The organism is Pseudoalteromonas sp. 1181_04 (genome assembly GCF_052850545.1).
The window spans coordinates 72,718-89,935 of the sequence record NZ_VXCS01000020.1 but is presented as its reverse complement, the minus strand read 5'-3'; the positions used below and the strand labels follow the sequence as shown (position 1 = coordinate 89,935).

Below are 17,218 nucleotides of genomic sequence, written 5' to 3'. Positions count from 1 at the left end.
CACCTTTCACCTAGTATTTTTCAATAATCTCAGCTTTACGAAAACAATCATTACTGTGATCATTCACCATACCACAGGCCTGCATATGGGCGTACACTGTGGTTGGACCTAAAAACTTAAATCCCCGTTTTTTTAAATCTTTTGCAAATGCAGTTGAGGCCTCTGTGATTGCAGGGTAGTCACTAAGTTTATCTAACTCATTCACTAACGGCTTACCACCTACAAACTGCCATTGATAGTTACTGAAGCTGCCAAATTCTTGCTGAATTTCAATAAAACGTTTGGCGTTATTTATAGTTGCTACAATTTTTAAACGATTACGTATAATTGTTTCATCAAGCATTAATCGTTCAACATCGTGCTCGTTCATTTGTGCGACTTTTTCTACATCAAAATCCAAAAATGCACGACGATAACCATCACGTTTCTTTAAAATCGTATACCAACTTAATCCTGCTTGTGCTGATTCCAGAGTAATAAATTCAAAAAGTGTTTGGTCATCATATACTGGGATCCCCCATTCATCATCGTGATAGGCAACATAGTCATCTTTACTGGTATCGAGCCAAGGGCAGCGACATAAATTTGTTGAATTCATAGTGTCTCCTTGCTTTGCTTATTTTAGTTTGTCATTTTTTTGTCGCGTTATTTATACGCTAAGCAAATGAAATTAATCAATATAATTGTTGGTACAATTTGTGCATTTAGCTAGTTAGATCCTGTAAACGAGAATGCATTATGGCCTTAGCTAATGTCTTAAAACCACAATTTATCACAGCGACCCAGTATAACCCATGTTTACTGCAAGAAGAGTACATTGGTGAGTTAAGTGAATTACGCCAGCAAGCCAGTTGGTTAAGTCATTTAGTAGATACAATGCCTGCGGGTGTTGTGGTGCTTGATGGTCGCGGTTTGATCGCTAAAGCTAATCAAATTGCAACAGACATGCTAGGGGAGCCACTCGAAGGTGAAAAGTGGTTCAGTGTGATCCAGCGCTCGTTTCGGCCCCAACAAGATGATGGCCATGAAGTATCGCTAAAAGATGGACGCTTAATTAAGTTAGAAATAACGGCATTAGCGCCAGAGCCAGGGCAATTAATCTTAATGACTGACTTAACCGAAACGCGTCGTCTACAAACACGCGTTGCACATATGCAGCGTTTAAGTGCATTGGGTAAAATGGTGGCATCTTTGGCACATCAAGTGCGAACACCACTGTCTGCTGCGATTTTGTATGCCGCTAATTTAGGTTCAAAGCGGTTACCCGAAAGCTCGCGAGGCAATTTTCATACTAAGTTAATGTCGCGTTTAAAAGATCTCGAAACCCAAGTAAACGATATGTTGTTGTTCGCAAAAAGTGGCGATCAGCAAGTTGTTGAACATGTTTCCATGCAGCAATTATTAACTGAAGTGAAAACTGGCGCTGATGCTATGGTCGCACTTAATAATAGTGAACTTCAGGTCAGTTTACCTGAGCCTGATATCGAGATAATGGGCAATAAAACTGCGCTTGCCAGTGCCATTCAAAATCTTATTCACAATAGTATTCAAGTCGTTGGCAGTAATGCACTCGTTCAATTAAGTGCGCAGCGGGATGTGAGTGATCCCGAGCTAGTGTGTATTACTGTAAGTGATAATGGCCCTGGGGTCGATTTAAGCTTACTTGATAAATTATTTGAACCATTTTTTACTACCCGAAGCCAAGGCACAGGTTTAGGCTTAGCGGTGGTTAGTTCAGTCGCAAATGCACACCAAGGACGAGTTGCAGTAACGAACAATGCTCAAGGCGGAGCCTGCTTTAGTTTACTGTTACCTATTTGTACAAAGTCAACATCGGCGGAGGCAATATGAACAACACGATTTTAGTGGTTGAAGATGATGCAGGGCTTCGTGAAGCCTTGATTGATACGCTTGAAATGTCTGGAATAGATTGCGTTGCGGCTGACAGTGCCGAGCAAGCTATGGTGCTACTTAAAAAAGACAGCTTTTCGCTGGTCGTGAGCGATGTGCAAATGGGCGCGATGAGTGGTCTTGATTTACTGCGCAGCATAAATCTTAATTACCCTGATCTACCGGTTTTAATGATGACAGCGTATGCGACTATTGATGATGCTGTTGAGGCTATGCGGTTAGGGGCAATTGACTATATGGCCAAACCGTTTGCGCCCGAAGTGCTACTTAATATGGTAAGCCGCTATCTACCTGAGCCAGAAAAAGAAACTGATGGCCCGATTGTCGCCGATCCGAGTAGCATTCAGCTATTAGAACTTGCAAGTCGGGTTGCTAAATCGGATGCCAGTGTGATGGTGCTTGGTCCTAGTGGCTCAGGTAAAGAAGTACTCGCACGCTTTATCCATGATAAATCAGATCGCGCAGAGCAGCCATTCGTCGCAATAAACTGTGCTGCGATCCCTGAAAATATGCTCGAAGCTACATTATTTGGCTACGAGAAAGGCGCGTTTACTGGTGCGATTCAAGCTTGTCCGGGTAAATTTGAGCAAGCACAAGGTGGCACAATTTTACTTGATGAAATCACTGAGATAGATTTAGGCCTACAGGCTAAGTTACTACGTGTATTACAAGAACGCGAAGTTGAACGTTTAGGTGGTCGCAAAACTATTAAGCTAGATGTGCGTATTTTGGCTACCAGTAACCGTGATTTAAAAGAGGCTGTGGCTAAGCACCAGTTTAGAGAAGATTTATATTATCGGTTAAATGTATTTCCGTTGATGTGGCGTCCACTTTGTCAACGTCCAGGCGATATTGTCGTGTTGGCAAAGCATTTAATTGAACGTCATCTCAATAAAAGCAAAGAGCCTATCGCTGTACTTAGCGAACCGGCAGAGAAAAAATTATTAGCTCATACTTGGCCAGGTAATGTGCGTGAACTGGATAATGTGATCCAGCGTGCGTTGATATTACGCCACGGTGATATGATTGACGAAAGTGCTATTTTTATTGAAAATTTAACCCAGACTCCTCTAACTGCGGCTTTATCAGCAAGTTTAGTGCCGGTTAATTCAGCACCAGAAAACACTACTTCGGCGGTTACAAGTTCACCAACTAATGATGCTTATTATGATCTGCAAGCGCCAGCAATAAAAGCGACAGCAGAACGCAATCAGCTGCGTGAAGAATTACCAAGCTTGGATTCGGGAAGTTACAAAGATGAACTTAAAGATAAAGAGCATAGAATTATTTTAGAGACCCTAAATCGTTGTCAAGGCAAGCGTAAAGATGTAGCTGAAACATTAGGGATCAGCCCACGAACATTACGTTATAAATTGGCACAAATGCGTGATTTGGGGATCACCTTACCTGCTTAAGCCTCTATAATTTTTGTTTTCCTTCACTATTTAATTTACGCTCAGCCTTGCTGGGCGTAAACTTGTCAAAACTCTGACAACAAAAACACATCTCAAGCTATTGATATTAATTAATTTATTAGTTGGCATGCTTTATGCTTTATTAAGTTATTAGTAAACTGCATCGTCAGAGACAATTATGAAAATTCAAAACAGCGCATTATTTCAAGAAATGCAATCTATGGCTCTCGAAGCTGGTCGTAGTAATCAAGTAAACAAATTACCGACGCAGGCGCAGCCTACTTCGAGCGCCCAATTTGGCGATTTGTTAAGTGATGCACTCAATACCGTGAATGGCCTTCAAGCTGATGCAAAACAAAAAGTCGTAGCGGTTGAAATGGGCGACCGAAATGTGTCATTAGCGGATGCGATGATCGCATCACAAAAATCATCGGTTGCCTTTGAAGCCACTGTACAAGTTCGTAACAAACTTGTAGAAGCCTATAAAGAAATCATGAACATGCCTGTTTAACTAGGTAGTGGAGAATTATTGTGGCGCAATCTAATCAATCAACAGATCTTGCTTTGGCCGGCGGCGGTATCGACCAAACTGATAATGACGATCAACAAGAACAAAAGTCAGGCTATTTAAGTGCATTAAACGGCGTTGATGTATTACGTCAGGTCACTTTAATTATTGCATTAGCGATTTGTTTAGCGATCGCTATTTTTGTGATTATTTGGGCACGTCAACCAGATATGCGTCCACTTGGAAAAATGCCAACGGAAGAGCTAATTCAAACGCTCGATTTTTTAGATGCACAAAAAATTGACTATCAACTTGATGGCAATGTGGTTTCTGTTCCTGAAAATGAATATCAAAATATTAAATTGTTAATGACCCGCGAAGGTATTGAGCAAGCGCCGAACTCGGGTACTGATATTATCATGCAAGATATGGGTTTTGGTGTTAGTCAGCGTTTAGAGCGTGAACGTTTAAAGCACGGTCGTGAACAACAACTTGCGCGCACGATCGAGGAACTACAAAATGTCACGCGTGCTAAAGTATTATTGGCAATCCCGAAAGAAAATGTTTTTGCTCGTCGTGAGAAAAAACCATCCGCAACAGTTGTATTAACTTTAAAACGTGGTCGTATGCTCGGTAGTGAAGAAGTGGACGCCATTGTTGATATTATTGGTTCAGCAGTGCAAGGTTTAGAGCCGTCACGAGTAACTGTAACAGACCAAAATGGCCGATTACTTAATTCAGGATCGCAAAGTGCGTTAGCTGCTCGCTCACGTAAAGAATACGATATTGAACGTAAACGTGAACAAGAATATCTAGATAAAATAGATGGTATCTTAATGCCAGTTATTGGCATGGGTAACTACACTGCACAAGTCGATTTAAGTATGGACTTTAGCGCGATTGAAGAAACTCAAAAACGCTACAACCCTGATTTACCAGCGGTACGCAGCGAAACCACTTTTGAAGAAAACAACATCGGCGGGTTAGCTATCGGTATTCCTGGCGCGCTGACAAATCAGCCCCCAGTGGATTCGAATATTCCTGAAGTTGCCGGTCAAGGTGGTGCAGGCTCTGGTTCATCACCCAGTCGCACTCATAAAGAGGCGACACGTAACTATGAACTTGATACTACTATTTCCCATACACGTCAGCAAAGTGGTGTTATTCGTCGAATTAGTGTGTCTGTGGCAGTCGATTATGTGGCAAAAGTGGGTGAAAATGGTGAAACGACTATGGAGCCTCGCTCAGTTGAAGCACTGTCAAATATTCGTCGTTTACTGCAAGGTGGTGTGGGTTTTGACTTACAGCGTGGTGATGCATTAGAAGTAGTGACAGTACCGTTTGTACGTGAACCGATGGACTTAGCTATTGAAGTACCACTGTGGGAACAAAACTGGTTTATGAAAGTTGTGCGTTTAGTGCTTGGCGCATTGGTTATTATAGTGCTAATCATGGCGGTGGTTAAACCTATGCTGAAACGCTTGATTTACCCAGATGATACCCTTGAAGAGTATGATGATGATGCGCTTAGTTCTGGTGTAGATATTGGTGATAACACCCTAGATATGCTAAATAAAGATTTTGATTCTGCTTCGGTTGGCTTCTCAAGTGATGGTACACTACAGTTACCAGACCTACATGGCGATGAAGACTTATTAAAAGCTGTTCGTGCCTTAGTAGCAAATGAGCCAGAACTCTCCTCACAAGTTGTGAAAGCGTGGTTAACTGAAGATGACTGATCAAGAACAAAAACAACTGCCAGCAGCGTTTGATGTTGATAAATTAGACGGTGTAGATAAAGCCGCAATTTTATTGCTAAGCTTATCCGAAGAAGATGCAGCGCAAATATTAAAGCACCTTGAACCTAAACAGGTGCAAAAAGTGGGTATGGCAATGGCGGCGATAGATGATCTATCGCAAGCCAAAATCAGTGCCGTGCACAATTTATTTATAGAACAAATACAAAGCTTTAGTACGATTGGCTTCCAATCAGAAGATTTTATCAAAAAAGCGCTTACTGCGGCACTTGGTGAAGATAAAGCGGCAAGCCTGATAGATCAAATTGTTATGGGATCTGGTGCCAAGGGTCTTGATTCATTGAAATGGATGGACTCAAAGCAAGTTGCCAATATTATTCGCAATGAGCATCCGCAAATACAAACTATCGTTTTATCGTATTTGGAGCCTGAGCAATCGGCCGAAATTTTAGCGCAGTTTCCTGAAAAAGTGCGCTTAGATTTAACCATGCGCATCGCCAACCTTGAAGAAGTTCAACCTGCGGCTTTACAAGAATTGAACGAGATCATGGAAAAACAATTTGCCGGACAAGCTGGTGCGCAAGCTGCGAAAATGGGCGGTTTGAAAGCGGCGGCTGATATTATGAACTACCTCGATACCAATATTGAAGGTCAGTTGATGGATTCAATCCGCGAGCATGACGAAGAGATGTCGCAACAAATCCAAGATTTAATGTTCGTATTTGAAAACTTAATGGATGTTGATGATCGTGGTATTCAAGCTATCTTGCGTGAAGTCCAACAAGATGTACTGATGAAAGCCATCAAAGGCACTGATGATGCATTGAAAGAGAAAATCCTCGGCAATATGTCAAAACGGGCTGCAGAGATGCTTGCTGATGATTTAGAAGCAATGGCACCTGTGCGGATCAGCGAAGTTGAAGCCGCGCAAAAAGAGATCTTATCTACGGCACGTCGTCTCGCTGATTCAGGTGAAATTATGCTTGGTGGTGGTGGTGGTGAGGAGTTCTTGTAAACCATGAGCAAACCTACTCAATATCAAGGTCGTCCTTTACGTGCCAGTGAAGCAGTTGATGAATTATTAGAAAACTGGCCAATTCCAGATGTTACGCAAGACACTCGAAAATTCGATGGTCGTTCAACGGCGTTTGGTACACCGCTGGCCGATTTATATCGTAAAGAGCTTGAAGAAAGTGAACAAGCACTAGAGCCCGAAGAGCCTGAGCTGCCTTCGTTAACGATGGCTGAGCTGGAACGAATTCGTCAAGATGCCTACGAAGAAGGCTTAAAACAAGGCCACGAGCAGGGTTATATTGATGGTTTTGAAAAAGGCGTAGGTGAGGGAAAAGAAGCCGGTTATAAAGAAGGCATTGAGCTTGGTAAAACACAAGGTCAAGAAGAAGTAAAACCACTGATTGAAGAACAGCTAACGGGTCTAAAAGCATTGTTGGATAGTTTGTCAGCGCCATTAGCTAAAGTCGATGATGACGCCGAAAAGCAACTTGTACAGTTAACCGTAATGCTAACCGAAGCGTTAGTTTATCAAGAAATTAAAACCTCCCCTGAAATCATTTTGCAAAGTTTAAAGCAGTGTATCGATGCGTTAGCCAATGAGCAGCAAAGTGTGCGTATTCATTTACACCCTGAAGACATTGAACTGGTTAAAAATAGTTATGGCGAAGCTGCACTAGCTGAAAACCATTGGCAGTTAGTTGCAGAGCCGACTTTAGATCGCGGTGGTTGCCAAGTAAAAACACCACAATCATCTATTGATATGACTATAAAAACCCGCGTCAAAGAAACGTTGGATAGTTTTTTGCATAGTAGTGGTATCTAACTCCATTTTTGGTTTGCAATGAGTTCTCAACCACGCCCATTAAGTGAACGTTTACAACAGTATCAAAAACATATTCATAGTCCAACGCCTGCTGTTGCGGGAATTTTAACCCGTGTTGTAGGGTTAACATTAGAGGCGAAAGGATTACGCGCGCCAGTTGGCAGCCAATGTAAAATTGAAACCATGCATGGTTTTGTTGATGCTGAAATTGTTGGTTTTAATGACCAGACGCTTTACTTGATGCCAAATGACCATATTTCTGGTGTACTACCTGGTGCGCGAGTTATCCCACAAGTAAATGATACCGGACTGCCTGTTGGTATGTGTTTACTTGGTCGTGTTGTTGATGGCTTAGGGCGTCCGTTGGATGGGCTTGGAGCTATTAAAGCAGAGCATTACTTAAAATTTGCACAAAATTCCATTAACCCATTATCTCGACGACCAATTACGCAGCCGATGGATGTTGGCGTACGCGCTATTAATTCAGTGATAACTGTTGGCCAAGGCCAGCGCATGGGGCTATTTGCAGGCTCAGGCGTGGGTAAGTCGGTATTACTGGGTATGATGACCCGAGGCTCAGAAGCGGATGTAATAGTTGTTGGTTTAGTGGGGGAGCGTGGCCGCGAAGTAAAAGAATTTATCGAAGAAATACTCGGTGTGGAAGGGCGTAAACGTTCTGTCGTAGTTGCCGCGCCCGCTGATGCATCACCATTAATGCGATTAAAAGGCTGTGAAAGTGCGGTAACTATCGCGGAGTACTTTCGCGATCAAGGTTTAAATGTTTTATTGCTACTGGATTCTGTAACGCGTTATGCCATGGCGCAGCGCGAAATAGCGCTTGCGGTTGGTGAACCACCAGCGACTAAAGGTTATCCGCCTTCAGTGTTTGCAAAGCTACCCGCGCTGGTGGAACGTGCTGGTAATGGCGGCGAAGGGCAAGGCTCTATCACAGCGTTTTTTACTGTACTGAGTGAAGGGGATGATATGCAAGATCCGATTGCTGATGCGGCGCGAGCCATTTTAGACGGTCATATCGTGTTATCCAGAGAGCTCGCTGACAGTGGTCATTATCCTGCTATTGATATAGAAAAATCGATTTCACGGGTGATGCCACAAGTTGTCTCAGAAGCACATATGCAACAAGCGCGAGTGTTAAAACAAGTGTATTCAATGTTCCAGCAAAATAAAGATATGATTACTTTAGGTGCTTATCAAAAAGGCACCGACCAAATGCTTGATCAGGCCATTAATATGATGCCAAGAGTGAATGCATTTTTACAACAAGGCATGAAGGATGTGATCAGCTATGACGATGGCCTACAAGGGCTTGCGCAATTATTAGGACAAGCATAATGGCAACCAATAAGCTCAGTTTATTGCTGAAAATAGAAAATGATAAAGAAGAAGCTTTACGGATAAATTATTTACAAGCGCAGCAAAACTTGCAAGGCAATCAACAAAAATTGCAAGGCTTGAATAACTTTCGCTTAGAATATACTCAGCAATTACATGTAAAAGGAAAGTCCGGTTTAAGTAGCGCCGGGTTTAGTCAATATCATGCTTTCATTGCCAAAATCGAAGAAGCCATTCGTCAACAAGCGAATACAGTTAGTACTGCTAAACAAGTTGTCTCACAACGCCAAAGTTTATGGCTGAAACAGCAGATTAAGGCTAAAGCGGTTGCTAAGTTAATAGAAAAACAGCAACTTAAAGCGAATGTGATCGCACAAAAAAATGAACAAAAAATGCTTGATGAATTTTCCGCAAATCAATTTTACCAAAGACGTCGCGTTTTATAGCCTATTGCCCAAAATAGGGTTATTTATTAATTCAAATCAGCTTAGGCATATTATTTGCTTGTTTAATGTAATAAGTATTTATTCTGGCAAACTGCGGCGGCAAATTGCCACTTTTAATCTAGGTGAATTATGGCTATTAGTGATCTTTCAGTGTTTATCTCAACTGAGCAGGATGTTCAGTTAAATAAAAAAGACAGTGCCAAAGCTGCTGGTGCAGCAGATAAAGAAAGCACTGATAGTGACTTTTTTAGCCAATTACAAAGTGCCAATAATGCTGCGGAAACATCTATAAAGGTTAATTCAACGGGTGCTGAGCCACGTTCAGCTGAAGCCGTAATTGTTGCTGAAAAAGCACAAGAAACGTCTGTTGACAACAGTGATGAAAATGCGATGTCTGGTGATGCAATGCTTGCGCAAATAACGGCGGCTAATAACATGGACACTCGGGTAAATAATACGCCAACTGTTGAAAATTCCTCATTACTTTCAAAGTTGGGGAAATACAGCGAGGAAAAAATAGACCCTAAGCTTGTTAAAGTCACTGGAGCCCGTCCAATTGATGATGTTACGCCTATTATTGATACAGAGACTCCTGCTACTGATGATCCGATTGCACAATTAGTCGATAAACAGCTAAAATCATCGTTACTTACAGAAAAAACGCTGCTGGCAGAGGCAATTGATAAACAACTTCAGCTAAAGGGGAACACTCCGCCTGATGATGCAGTTACTCCTATTATTGATGATATTCAAGTCGCAAAAGAGACATCGCAAAATAAAGCGATGGCAATGCAGCCAACAATCCAACAAGCGGTTGCTACTACAACTGCTTTAAAAAGCGGGCAAGTTGACAATGACGCAGCTCAAATAATTGCTGCTGCAAATACAAGCCAAGGTAAACCACAAGACAGTGAAGTATTAGCTAAAGGTTCCGACGCTATGCTTGCTCAGCAAGGAAAACCTCAACAGAGCGCAGCACTAACTGCAGATGCAGCAGTTACTAACGTTACTGCTAACGCTAAACAAGCAATCAAAAGTGCCACTGAAGTAGCAATGGACGCTGAAGCGGTTAAAGGTGTTGCTTCAAGCTCTCAAACTGATGTATCAGAAAAAGCAGCTGAACAGTCAAAGCGTAATAATAGTGCTGTATTAGAGCAAATCAGCAAGGTATTACTTAACTCAACGACAACTGTGCAAAAAAATGAAAATCCACTGTTGGCGAGCTTAACACCGGAGCAGCAAAAACAGCTGCAAACTCAGGTTGATGTCATTCGTCAGCAAGATCCATCACCGGCTAACATAACTGACTTAAAAAAAATGCTGGCTGAATTTGTAGCGCTTAATAGTAAAGAAGCTGCAAAACCTACCACTGCAGTTGCGACAATTAACACCGCAGAGCTAACTCAACTAAGTAAAGATATTTCGCTGTTAAGCCCTATGCAAAAACAGGCATTAAGCCAGCAATTACGAAATTTTGTGAGCAATGAGCAGCCCAAAGGGGCTTTATTAACTCAGATCAATAAGGCGATTACTGAATTAGCCCAGCCAGAGAGTACTGAAAAAAGGACTGAGTCAAAAGCTCAATTGACGGTTCAGTCAATGGCAGATAATTTAGCAAGCACTACAACTACCAATAGCAGCACCGCTAAATCAGATACAAATAAAGTATCTGCGCCACAAGATGCACTTATAAAGGCTGCAAGCAAAGAGCAAGAAGTGAAACTGGCAGTACAAGATAATGTTCTAAAAAGCGAGCAATTTGCTGAAAATATTAAAGCAGAGCAAAGCCCTGTGCGCGACAACACATTGGCACGTGTAAATCAATTGTTTGGCCAGCTCACCGGATTAACCACTGCAGTTACAACAGCCACGGCTGTAGAAGGGAGTGAGCAAAGTTATCAACAAGCTTTGGCTGATATGCAAGTAATGCATGCTCAGCAAGCGAGTCCTACATCACAGACAAGACAAATAAATATTGATCCAACTGCGTTACAAGCGTTGAATATCATGAAAAGTGATGCTGCCAAGTTACTGCAAGAACGAGTGAGTGCATTGTTAAGCATTAATAATAAAGAAGCTGAAATACGTCTTGATCCGCCAGAAATGGGCAGTATGCAAATTCGTATTCGTAGCGATGCAGAACAAGCTCACATTAACTTTGTGGTGCAAAATCAGCAAGCCAAAGAAGCCCTTGAGCAATCAATGCCGAGATTACGGGAAATGTTAGCGCAGCAGGGAATTGAACTGGGTGAAAGCAGTATCCAGCAGGGGAATAGTCAAAGTGATACTGGTGGTGACGGACAACAAAATGGTCGTGGTCAACAGGCAAATCAGCAACAAAATGAAGAGGAAACTGCATTAACTCAGCAACCAATTCGCGGCTCTGGGCAACAATCTTCATCATCAATAGATTACTATGCCTAACACCTGCTATTATATGAGGTATAAGACTATAAAAATAAATAACTTGATGGTGCGCGGTGACACTCGTAATATCGCTATTATCAAGGCATAAAGGAAAGCGGCATGGCTGAAGAAGCAAATTTAGAAATTGAAGATGGCAGTAAAAGTAAAAAAAAGCTGATTATAATTATTATTGCTGCGGTATTGGTAATTGGTGGTGCCGCTGGCTTTTTCTTGATGTCAGGCTCAGACGCTGCTCCTGAAACACTTGCAGACGAATCGGTTGCACCTGCAACTGAAACTGCAGAGGTAAGTGGCAGTGGTGCAAAGGTTGGCAGTGCTTTATATGTTGCGATGCCTCGACCTTTTATTTTTAACGTACCAGGTGCAAGTCGTGACCGTATTGTGCAAATAAAAGTGCAATTATTAGTGCGCGGTGATGTGAATGAAGAAACGGCCAAAAAGCATATTCCACTAATTGAAGGTACATTGCTTGGTGTGTTTTCAACCACCACCGCAGATGAACTGGGCACTAGCGAAGGAAAAGAAACCCTGCGTGTAGCAGCGCTTGATAAAGTACAAGCGGCGTTAATGGACGTAGAGGGAAGTAAAGTAATCGAGCGGGTGTTGTTTACCGGCTTTGTAATGCAATAAGGGGTCAGCGTGAGCGATTTATTATCCCAAGATGAAATCGATGCCCTGTTGCATGGTGTCGATGAAGTCGAAGAGGAGGATCTACAGGACGGTGATGATGGCAGCGGTAATACGCTACAATACGATTTTTCTTCACAAGATCGTATTGTTCGTGGTCGCATGCCGACTCTGGAGATTGTGAACGAACGATTTGCTCGACACATGCGAATTAGCTTGTTTAATATGATGCGCCGCACTGCTGAGGTTTCTATCAATGGCGTACAAATGATAAAGTTTGGTGAATATATCCACACTTTATTTGTTCCTACCAGTCTTAACATGGTGCGCTTTCGTCCTCTTAAAGGTACTGGATTAATCACCATGGAAGCACGGTTAGTGTTTATCTTGGTTGATAACTTTTTTGGTGGCGATGGTCGCTATCATGCGAAAATAGAAGGTCGTGAATTTACGCCTACTGAGCGCCGTATTGTACAAATGCTATTAAAAATAATCTTTGAAGATTACAAAGAAGCATGGGCGCCGGTAATGGACGTGTCTTTTGAATATCTTGATTCAGAAGTTAATCCAGCAATGGCGAATATCGTCAGCCCCACCGAAGTAGTAGTGATCAGTTCATTCCATATTGAGCTGGATGGCGGTGGCGGAGATTTCCATATCGCATTGCCGTATTCAATGCTTGAACCTATTCGTGAATTACTCGATGCTGGTGTGCAATCAGATACTGAAGATACCGATTTACGTTGGAGCAAAGCCTTACGTGATGAAATTATGGATGTTGAAGTTGAAATATCAACACAACTGCTTGAAGTTGATTTAACCTTAGCGCAAATTATGGAGCTTAAGGCTGGGGATATTATTCCTGTTGAAATGCCAGAGCACATAACGGTGTTTGTCGAAGAGCTGCCGACCTTTAGGGCGAAAATGGGTCGTTCTCGTGATAACGTTGCGCTGCAAATTAGTGAAAAAATTAGACGTCCTGAATCAGTCAAATCAGAGTTGCATGTCTTTACAAAAGGTGGCAAAAAGCTTGATTCAGATGCGGAATTAGCAGAACTAGAAGATGATCTACACCTTTCAGAAGGCGTAGATTTAGACTGGTAAGAGAATTAAAAGGTTTAATAGTATGAGTGATGACCAAGATACAATGGACGAATGGGCGGCTGCTTTAGCCGAAGCCGAAGGAACCGACAGTTCTGACGGTGCCAAAGTAACTGAACTTGACGAGTTAAGTGATACTAGACATGAAATGAGTGGCGAAGAAAAACGCAAACTCGATACAATTTTAGATATCCCGGTAACTATTTCGATGGAAGTTGGGCGTTCAAAAATCAATATTCGTAACTTACTTCAGCTTAACCAAGGTTCAGTTGTTGAACTTGATCGTGTTGCCGGTGAACCACTGGATGTATTAGTTAATGGTACATTGATAGCGCACGGTGAAGTCGTCGTAGTTAATGATAAATTTGGTATCCGCCTCACTGACGTGATCAGCCAAGTTGAACGGATCAAAAAGCTGCGATGAGCAGTTGGCTTTTTTTATCGACTGCAGCAAGCTCAGCACTGCCCGCAGCGACACCTATGGGCGACTTACTCTCAATGGTAATGTCTTTAATCATGGTGCTAGTACTGATTGTGGTACTGGCATTTTTGGTTAAAAAACTAAACCCCAATTTAGCAAATACCGACGAATTTAAAGTGGTGCGTAGTTTACCATTAAGTGCGCGAGAGCGATTAATGGTCGTCGAAATTGATAATTGTCAGCATTTATTAGGTGTAACGCCGCATAGTATTAACTACCTGCATAAATTAGAAACCCCGTTAACAGAAAAAGAGTTGCCAGCCCTAGCACAACGTTTTGGCAAGCTATTAAACCCACAAACTAACCACATTAAAAAGAATTAATAATATGACTAAGTGGCTGCTTATACTTTTTGCATTAGTTTTTATTCCCTCAGTTAACGCCGAAGGCATTGAAGCGCTAAGTATTACGACTAATCCAGATGGCTCGCAAGATTACTCTGTAACCTTGCAAGTACTGGCTATTATGACCGCGTTGAGCTTTATACCCGCTGCGGTGATCATGATGACCTCATTTACTCGCATTATTGTAGTACTGGCTATTTTACGCCAAGCAATTGGTTTGCAACAAACACCATCGAATCAAATATTGTTAGGTATGTCGCTATTTCTAAGTATTTTTATAATGACGCCGGTTTATCAAAAAGTGAATCAGCAAGCCATTGAGCCATATTTAAATGAGCAGGTGACCTCGATTCAAGCGCTTGAACTTGCCAAAGAGCCGATGAAGGAATTCATGCTCTCACAGGTGCGCATAAAAGATTTAGAAACCTTCGCTAAAATTGCTGGGTATGACAAGTTAGACTCACCTGAAGCGACGCCATTAATTGTATTGATCCCCGCATTTATAACCAGTGAATTACAAACTGCATTTATTATTGGTTTTATGTTTTTTATTCCATTTTTGATAGTCGATTTAGTCGTTGCGTCAGTTTTAATGGCCATGGGTATGATGATGCTCTCGCCGATGATTGTGTCTATGCCGTTTAAAATTATGTTGTTTGTACTTGTCGATGGCTGGAGTTTAGTAATGGGCACTTTAGCGAAGAGTTTTGGCTTAGGTACTTGATATGGCAATACAATACTTTGCCTACAAAGGTTAGGAGGGGACCATGGAACCGGAAATTTTTGTTGACATACTTAGCGATTCTTTGTTTTTAGTTATTAAGTTAGTCTCCGCAATTGTGGTACCAGGTTTATTAGTGGGTTTAGTGGTTGCCGTTTTTCAAGCTGCTACATCAATCAATGAACAAACATTAAGCTTTTTGCCGCGCTTATTAATTACCATCAGTGCGTTAATTGCTGGAGGGCATTGGTTAACGCAAGAGTTAATGGATTTTTTCACTCGTTTAGTGCTTATCATCCCAGAGATAGCAGGCTAGTATGGAGTTTCCTTTTTCAGTCATTATTCAGTGGCTGAGTGACTTTTTGTTACCACTAGTACGGATCAGCTCGATGATTATGATCATGGCGGGGCTGGGTGCTAAAAATGTGCCTACGCGGATCAAGATGGGTCTAGCGGTAATGATTACCTTTTTAGTTGTACCAGTACTTCCGCCTGCGACATTTAATAACTTATTCTCTTTTGAGATGATCTTGGTAGTTATTCAACAAATGTTAATCGGTGTTGCGATAGGTTTTGCTTCTGTATTGATGTTGAATACTTTTGTGTTAGCAGGGCAAATATTAGCAATGCAAACTGGTCTTGGTTTCGCCTCAGTTGTTGATCCCTCTAATGGTATGAGTGTGCCTGCTGTTGGGCAGTTTTATTTGATTCTAGCCACGCTATTATTCTTTGTATTTAATGGCCATTTAATGATGATCCAAATGGTAGTGCATAGCTTTGAAGTGCTGCCAATCGACGGTAATTGGTGGGCGGTTGATCATTATTGGGACATAGTGACGTGGGGCGGCTGGATGTTTACTACCGCCTTGGTGCTATCTTTGGCGCCTTTAACAGCTATGCTGGTGATTAATATGTCGTTTGGTGTGATGACCCGTGCAGCACCGCAGTTAAACATTTTTTCAATCGGTTTTCCGTTTACCTTGGTTGCAGGTTTAGTCATTATTTGGGCAACCTTAGGTAACTTTGTTACTCAATTTGAATTTCAATGGTTAAAAATGATTGAGTTAATGTGTACTTTAGTTGGTTGTTCCCCATAGGAGAGAGTGATGGCTGAAGATTCAGGTCAAGAAAAAACCGAAGAACCCACGGGGAAAAAAGTAAGCGACGCGAAAAAGAAAGGTCAAGTTGCGCGCTCAAAAGAGCTTGGCACCATGTTTGTACTTATTTTTTCAGCCATTTCATTACTTATGTACGGACCTGAGATTGGCAAGGGACTGTATAATATAATGGGTCGCATGCTCAGCTTGAACCGTAATGAAACGTACGATACCACTAAAATGTTTTCTGTGTGGGGAGCGGTGGCCGATGCGCTAGTGTTTCCGATGGCGATGTTTGTGTTTATTATTGTGCTGGCGGGTATCATAGGTAATACCTTGTTAGGTGGTTTTAACTTTAGTTGGGAGGCGGCAGCACCTAAAGCCAGTAAAATGTCACCAGCAAAAGGTATAAAGCGGATGTTAGGTCCACAAGCGGGCGTCGAGTTGGTGAAATCGATTTTAAAGTTTGTGGTAGTAGCTGGCTTTGCTATCTTTTTGATCAACACCTTCTTTGATGAAATTCTTCATCTGAGTATTGAAAGTGCGCCGGGCAATATCATTCATGCCTTAGAGATACTCGCATGGATGTTTTTAGGACTGACCTGCACCTTAACCATTATTGCTGCGATTGATGCGCCATATCAAAGTCATAAACATCACAAAGAATTAAAAATGACTCTGCAAGAAGTCAAAGATGAATATAAAAATTCTGAAGGTGATCCGCAAATTAAAGCGCGTATAAGACAAACGCAAAGACAAATGTCGCAGCGACGCATGATGCAGGATGTGCCAGATGCCGATGTAGTTGTCACCAACCCTACTCATTACTCTGTGGCATTAAAGTACGACACAGAGCGCGCTGGCGCGCCGATAGTCGTTGCCAAAGGCATTGATGAGATGGCGATGCAAATTAGGAAAATAGCCATTGGTAACGAGGTACCCATCCTTGAATCCCCCATGCTAACTCGAGCACTGTATCATACCGCCGAAGTAGGAGAGCAAATCCCTGACCAACTATTTACTGCAGTCGCACAAGTTTTAGCTTATGTATTTCAGCTTAAACGCTTTCAAAAAGGCCGTGGTAAACGCCCTACAAAATTGAATAAAACACTCCCAATTCCAGATGCCTATAAGTATTGATTTGAATAATCAGTATTCTTTTAAGCTAGTAATTAATAACTTGGAATAGTTAT

The 17,218-nt window shown here is 41.9% G+C and carries 18 protein-coding genes; 17 read left to right on the top strand and 1 reads right to left on the bottom strand.

The window, feature by feature from the left end:
• Positions 1–10 precede the first annotated feature (10 nt).
• Positions 11–598 (bottom strand): DNA-3-methyladenine glycosylase I, encoded by a 588-nt coding sequence (locus FW757_RS16930; protein WP_145239421.1) that lies wholly within the window; start codon positions 596–598, stop codon positions 11–13.
• Between the two features lie 140 nt (positions 599–738).
• On the opposite strand from FW757_RS16930, the gene FW757_RS16925 reads away from it, so the two are divergent.
• The 17 genes from FW757_RS16925 (at position 739) to flhB (ending at position 17,165) form a co-directional block, all read left to right on the top strand.
• Positions 739–1,851 carry a sensor histidine kinase gene (locus FW757_RS16925; protein ID WP_182718185.1) on the top strand — a complete coding sequence of 371 codons (1,113 nt, stop codon included), beginning with the start codon at positions 739–741 and terminating at the stop codon, positions 1,849–1,851.
• Complete coding sequence (locus tag FW757_RS16920; protein ID WP_446441457.1) at positions 1,848–3,326, top strand: sigma-54-dependent transcriptional regulator; 1,479 nt, start codon at positions 1,848–1,850, stop codon at positions 3,324–3,326. Before FW757_RS16925 ends, FW757_RS16920 begins: the two co-directional genes overlap by 4 nt.
• A gap of 178 nt (positions 3,327–3,504) precedes the next feature.
• Positions 3,505–3,837 carry a flagellar hook-basal body complex protein FliE gene (gene fliE / locus FW757_RS16915; protein WP_145239413.1) on the top strand — a complete coding sequence of 111 codons (333 nt, stop codon included), beginning with the start codon at positions 3,505–3,507 and terminating at the stop codon, positions 3,835–3,837.
• A gap of 20 nt (positions 3,838–3,857) precedes the next feature.
• Positions 3,858–5,573 (top strand): flagellar basal-body MS-ring/collar protein FliF, encoded by a 1,716-nt coding sequence (fliF, locus tag FW757_RS16910; protein ID WP_182718183.1) that lies wholly within the window; start codon positions 3,858–3,860, stop codon positions 5,571–5,573.
• Entirely contained in the window at positions 5,566–6,606 is a 1,041-nt protein-coding gene (gene fliG / locus FW757_RS16905; RefSeq protein ID WP_145239407.1) for a flagellar motor switch protein FliG, read from the top strand. The genes fliF and fliG overlap by 8 nt, the downstream gene beginning before the upstream one ends.
• A 3-nt stretch (positions 6,607–6,609) precedes the next feature.
• The gene (gene fliH, locus FW757_RS16900) at positions 6,610–7,428 is read left to right on the top strand and encodes a flagellar assembly protein FliH (RefSeq protein ID WP_145239404.1); all 819 of its coding nucleotides are present in this window, start codon (positions 6,610–6,612) and stop codon (positions 7,426–7,428) included.
• A gap of 18 nt (positions 7,429–7,446) precedes the next feature.
• The gene (gene fliI / locus FW757_RS16895) at positions 7,447–8,781 is read left to right on the top strand and encodes a flagellar protein export ATPase FliI (RefSeq protein ID WP_145239400.1); all 1,335 of its coding nucleotides are present in this window, start codon (positions 7,447–7,449) and stop codon (positions 8,779–8,781) included.
• Positions 8,781–9,227: a flagellar export protein FliJ gene (gene fliJ, locus FW757_RS16890; RefSeq protein WP_149981493.1), complete on the top strand. Its 447-nt coding sequence runs from the start codon at positions 8,781–8,783 to the stop codon at positions 9,225–9,227. Before fliI ends, fliJ begins: the two co-directional genes overlap by 1 nt.
• Positions 9,228–9,356: 129 nt before the next feature.
• On the top strand, positions 9,357–11,651 hold the full coding sequence (locus tag FW757_RS16885) for a flagellar hook-length control protein FliK (protein ID WP_446441456.1): 2,295 nt from the start codon (positions 9,357–9,359) through the stop codon (positions 11,649–11,651).
• Between the two features lie 102 nt (positions 11,652–11,753).
• Complete coding sequence (fliL, locus tag FW757_RS16880; protein ID WP_149981489.1) at positions 11,754–12,284, top strand: flagellar basal body-associated protein FliL; 531 nt, start codon at positions 11,754–11,756, stop codon at positions 12,282–12,284.
• A gap of 9 nt (positions 12,285–12,293) precedes the next feature.
• Positions 12,294–13,385 (top strand): flagellar motor switch protein FliM, encoded by a 1,092-nt coding sequence (fliM, locus tag FW757_RS16875; protein ID WP_149981487.1) that lies wholly within the window; start codon positions 12,294–12,296, stop codon positions 13,383–13,385.
• A gap of 22 nt (positions 13,386–13,407) precedes the next feature.
• Positions 13,408–13,806: a flagellar motor switch protein FliN gene (fliN, locus tag FW757_RS16870; RefSeq protein WP_149981486.1), complete on the top strand. Its 399-nt coding sequence runs from the start codon at positions 13,408–13,410 to the stop codon at positions 13,804–13,806.
• The gene (gene fliO / locus FW757_RS16865) at positions 13,803–14,186 is read left to right on the top strand and encodes a flagellar biosynthetic protein FliO (RefSeq protein ID WP_145239382.1); all 384 of its coding nucleotides are present in this window, start codon (positions 13,803–13,805) and stop codon (positions 14,184–14,186) included. The genes fliN and fliO overlap by 4 nt, the downstream gene beginning before the upstream one ends.
• A gap of 4 nt (positions 14,187–14,190) precedes the next feature.
• Positions 14,191–14,931 (top strand): flagellar type III secretion system pore protein FliP, encoded by a 741-nt coding sequence (gene fliP, locus FW757_RS16860; RefSeq protein WP_149981483.1) that lies wholly within the window; start codon positions 14,191–14,193, stop codon positions 14,929–14,931.
• Between the two features lie 43 nt (positions 14,932–14,974).
• On the top strand, positions 14,975–15,244 hold the full coding sequence (locus tag FW757_RS16855) for a flagellar biosynthetic protein FliQ (protein WP_182718179.1): 270 nt from the start codon (positions 14,975–14,977) through the stop codon (positions 15,242–15,244).
• A gap of 1 nt (position 15,245) precedes the next feature.
• Positions 15,246–16,025, top strand: coding sequence for a flagellar biosynthetic protein FliR (gene fliR / locus FW757_RS16850; protein WP_145239372.1), 780 nt, complete (start codon positions 15,246–15,248; stop codon positions 16,023–16,025).
• A 9-nt stretch (positions 16,026–16,034) separates the two neighbouring features.
• Positions 16,035–17,165, top strand: a complete 1,131-nt coding sequence (gene flhB / locus FW757_RS16845) for a flagellar biosynthesis protein FlhB (RefSeq protein WP_182718178.1) — start codon at positions 16,035–16,037, stop codon at positions 17,163–17,165.
• Positions 17,166–17,218 lie beyond the last annotated feature (53 nt).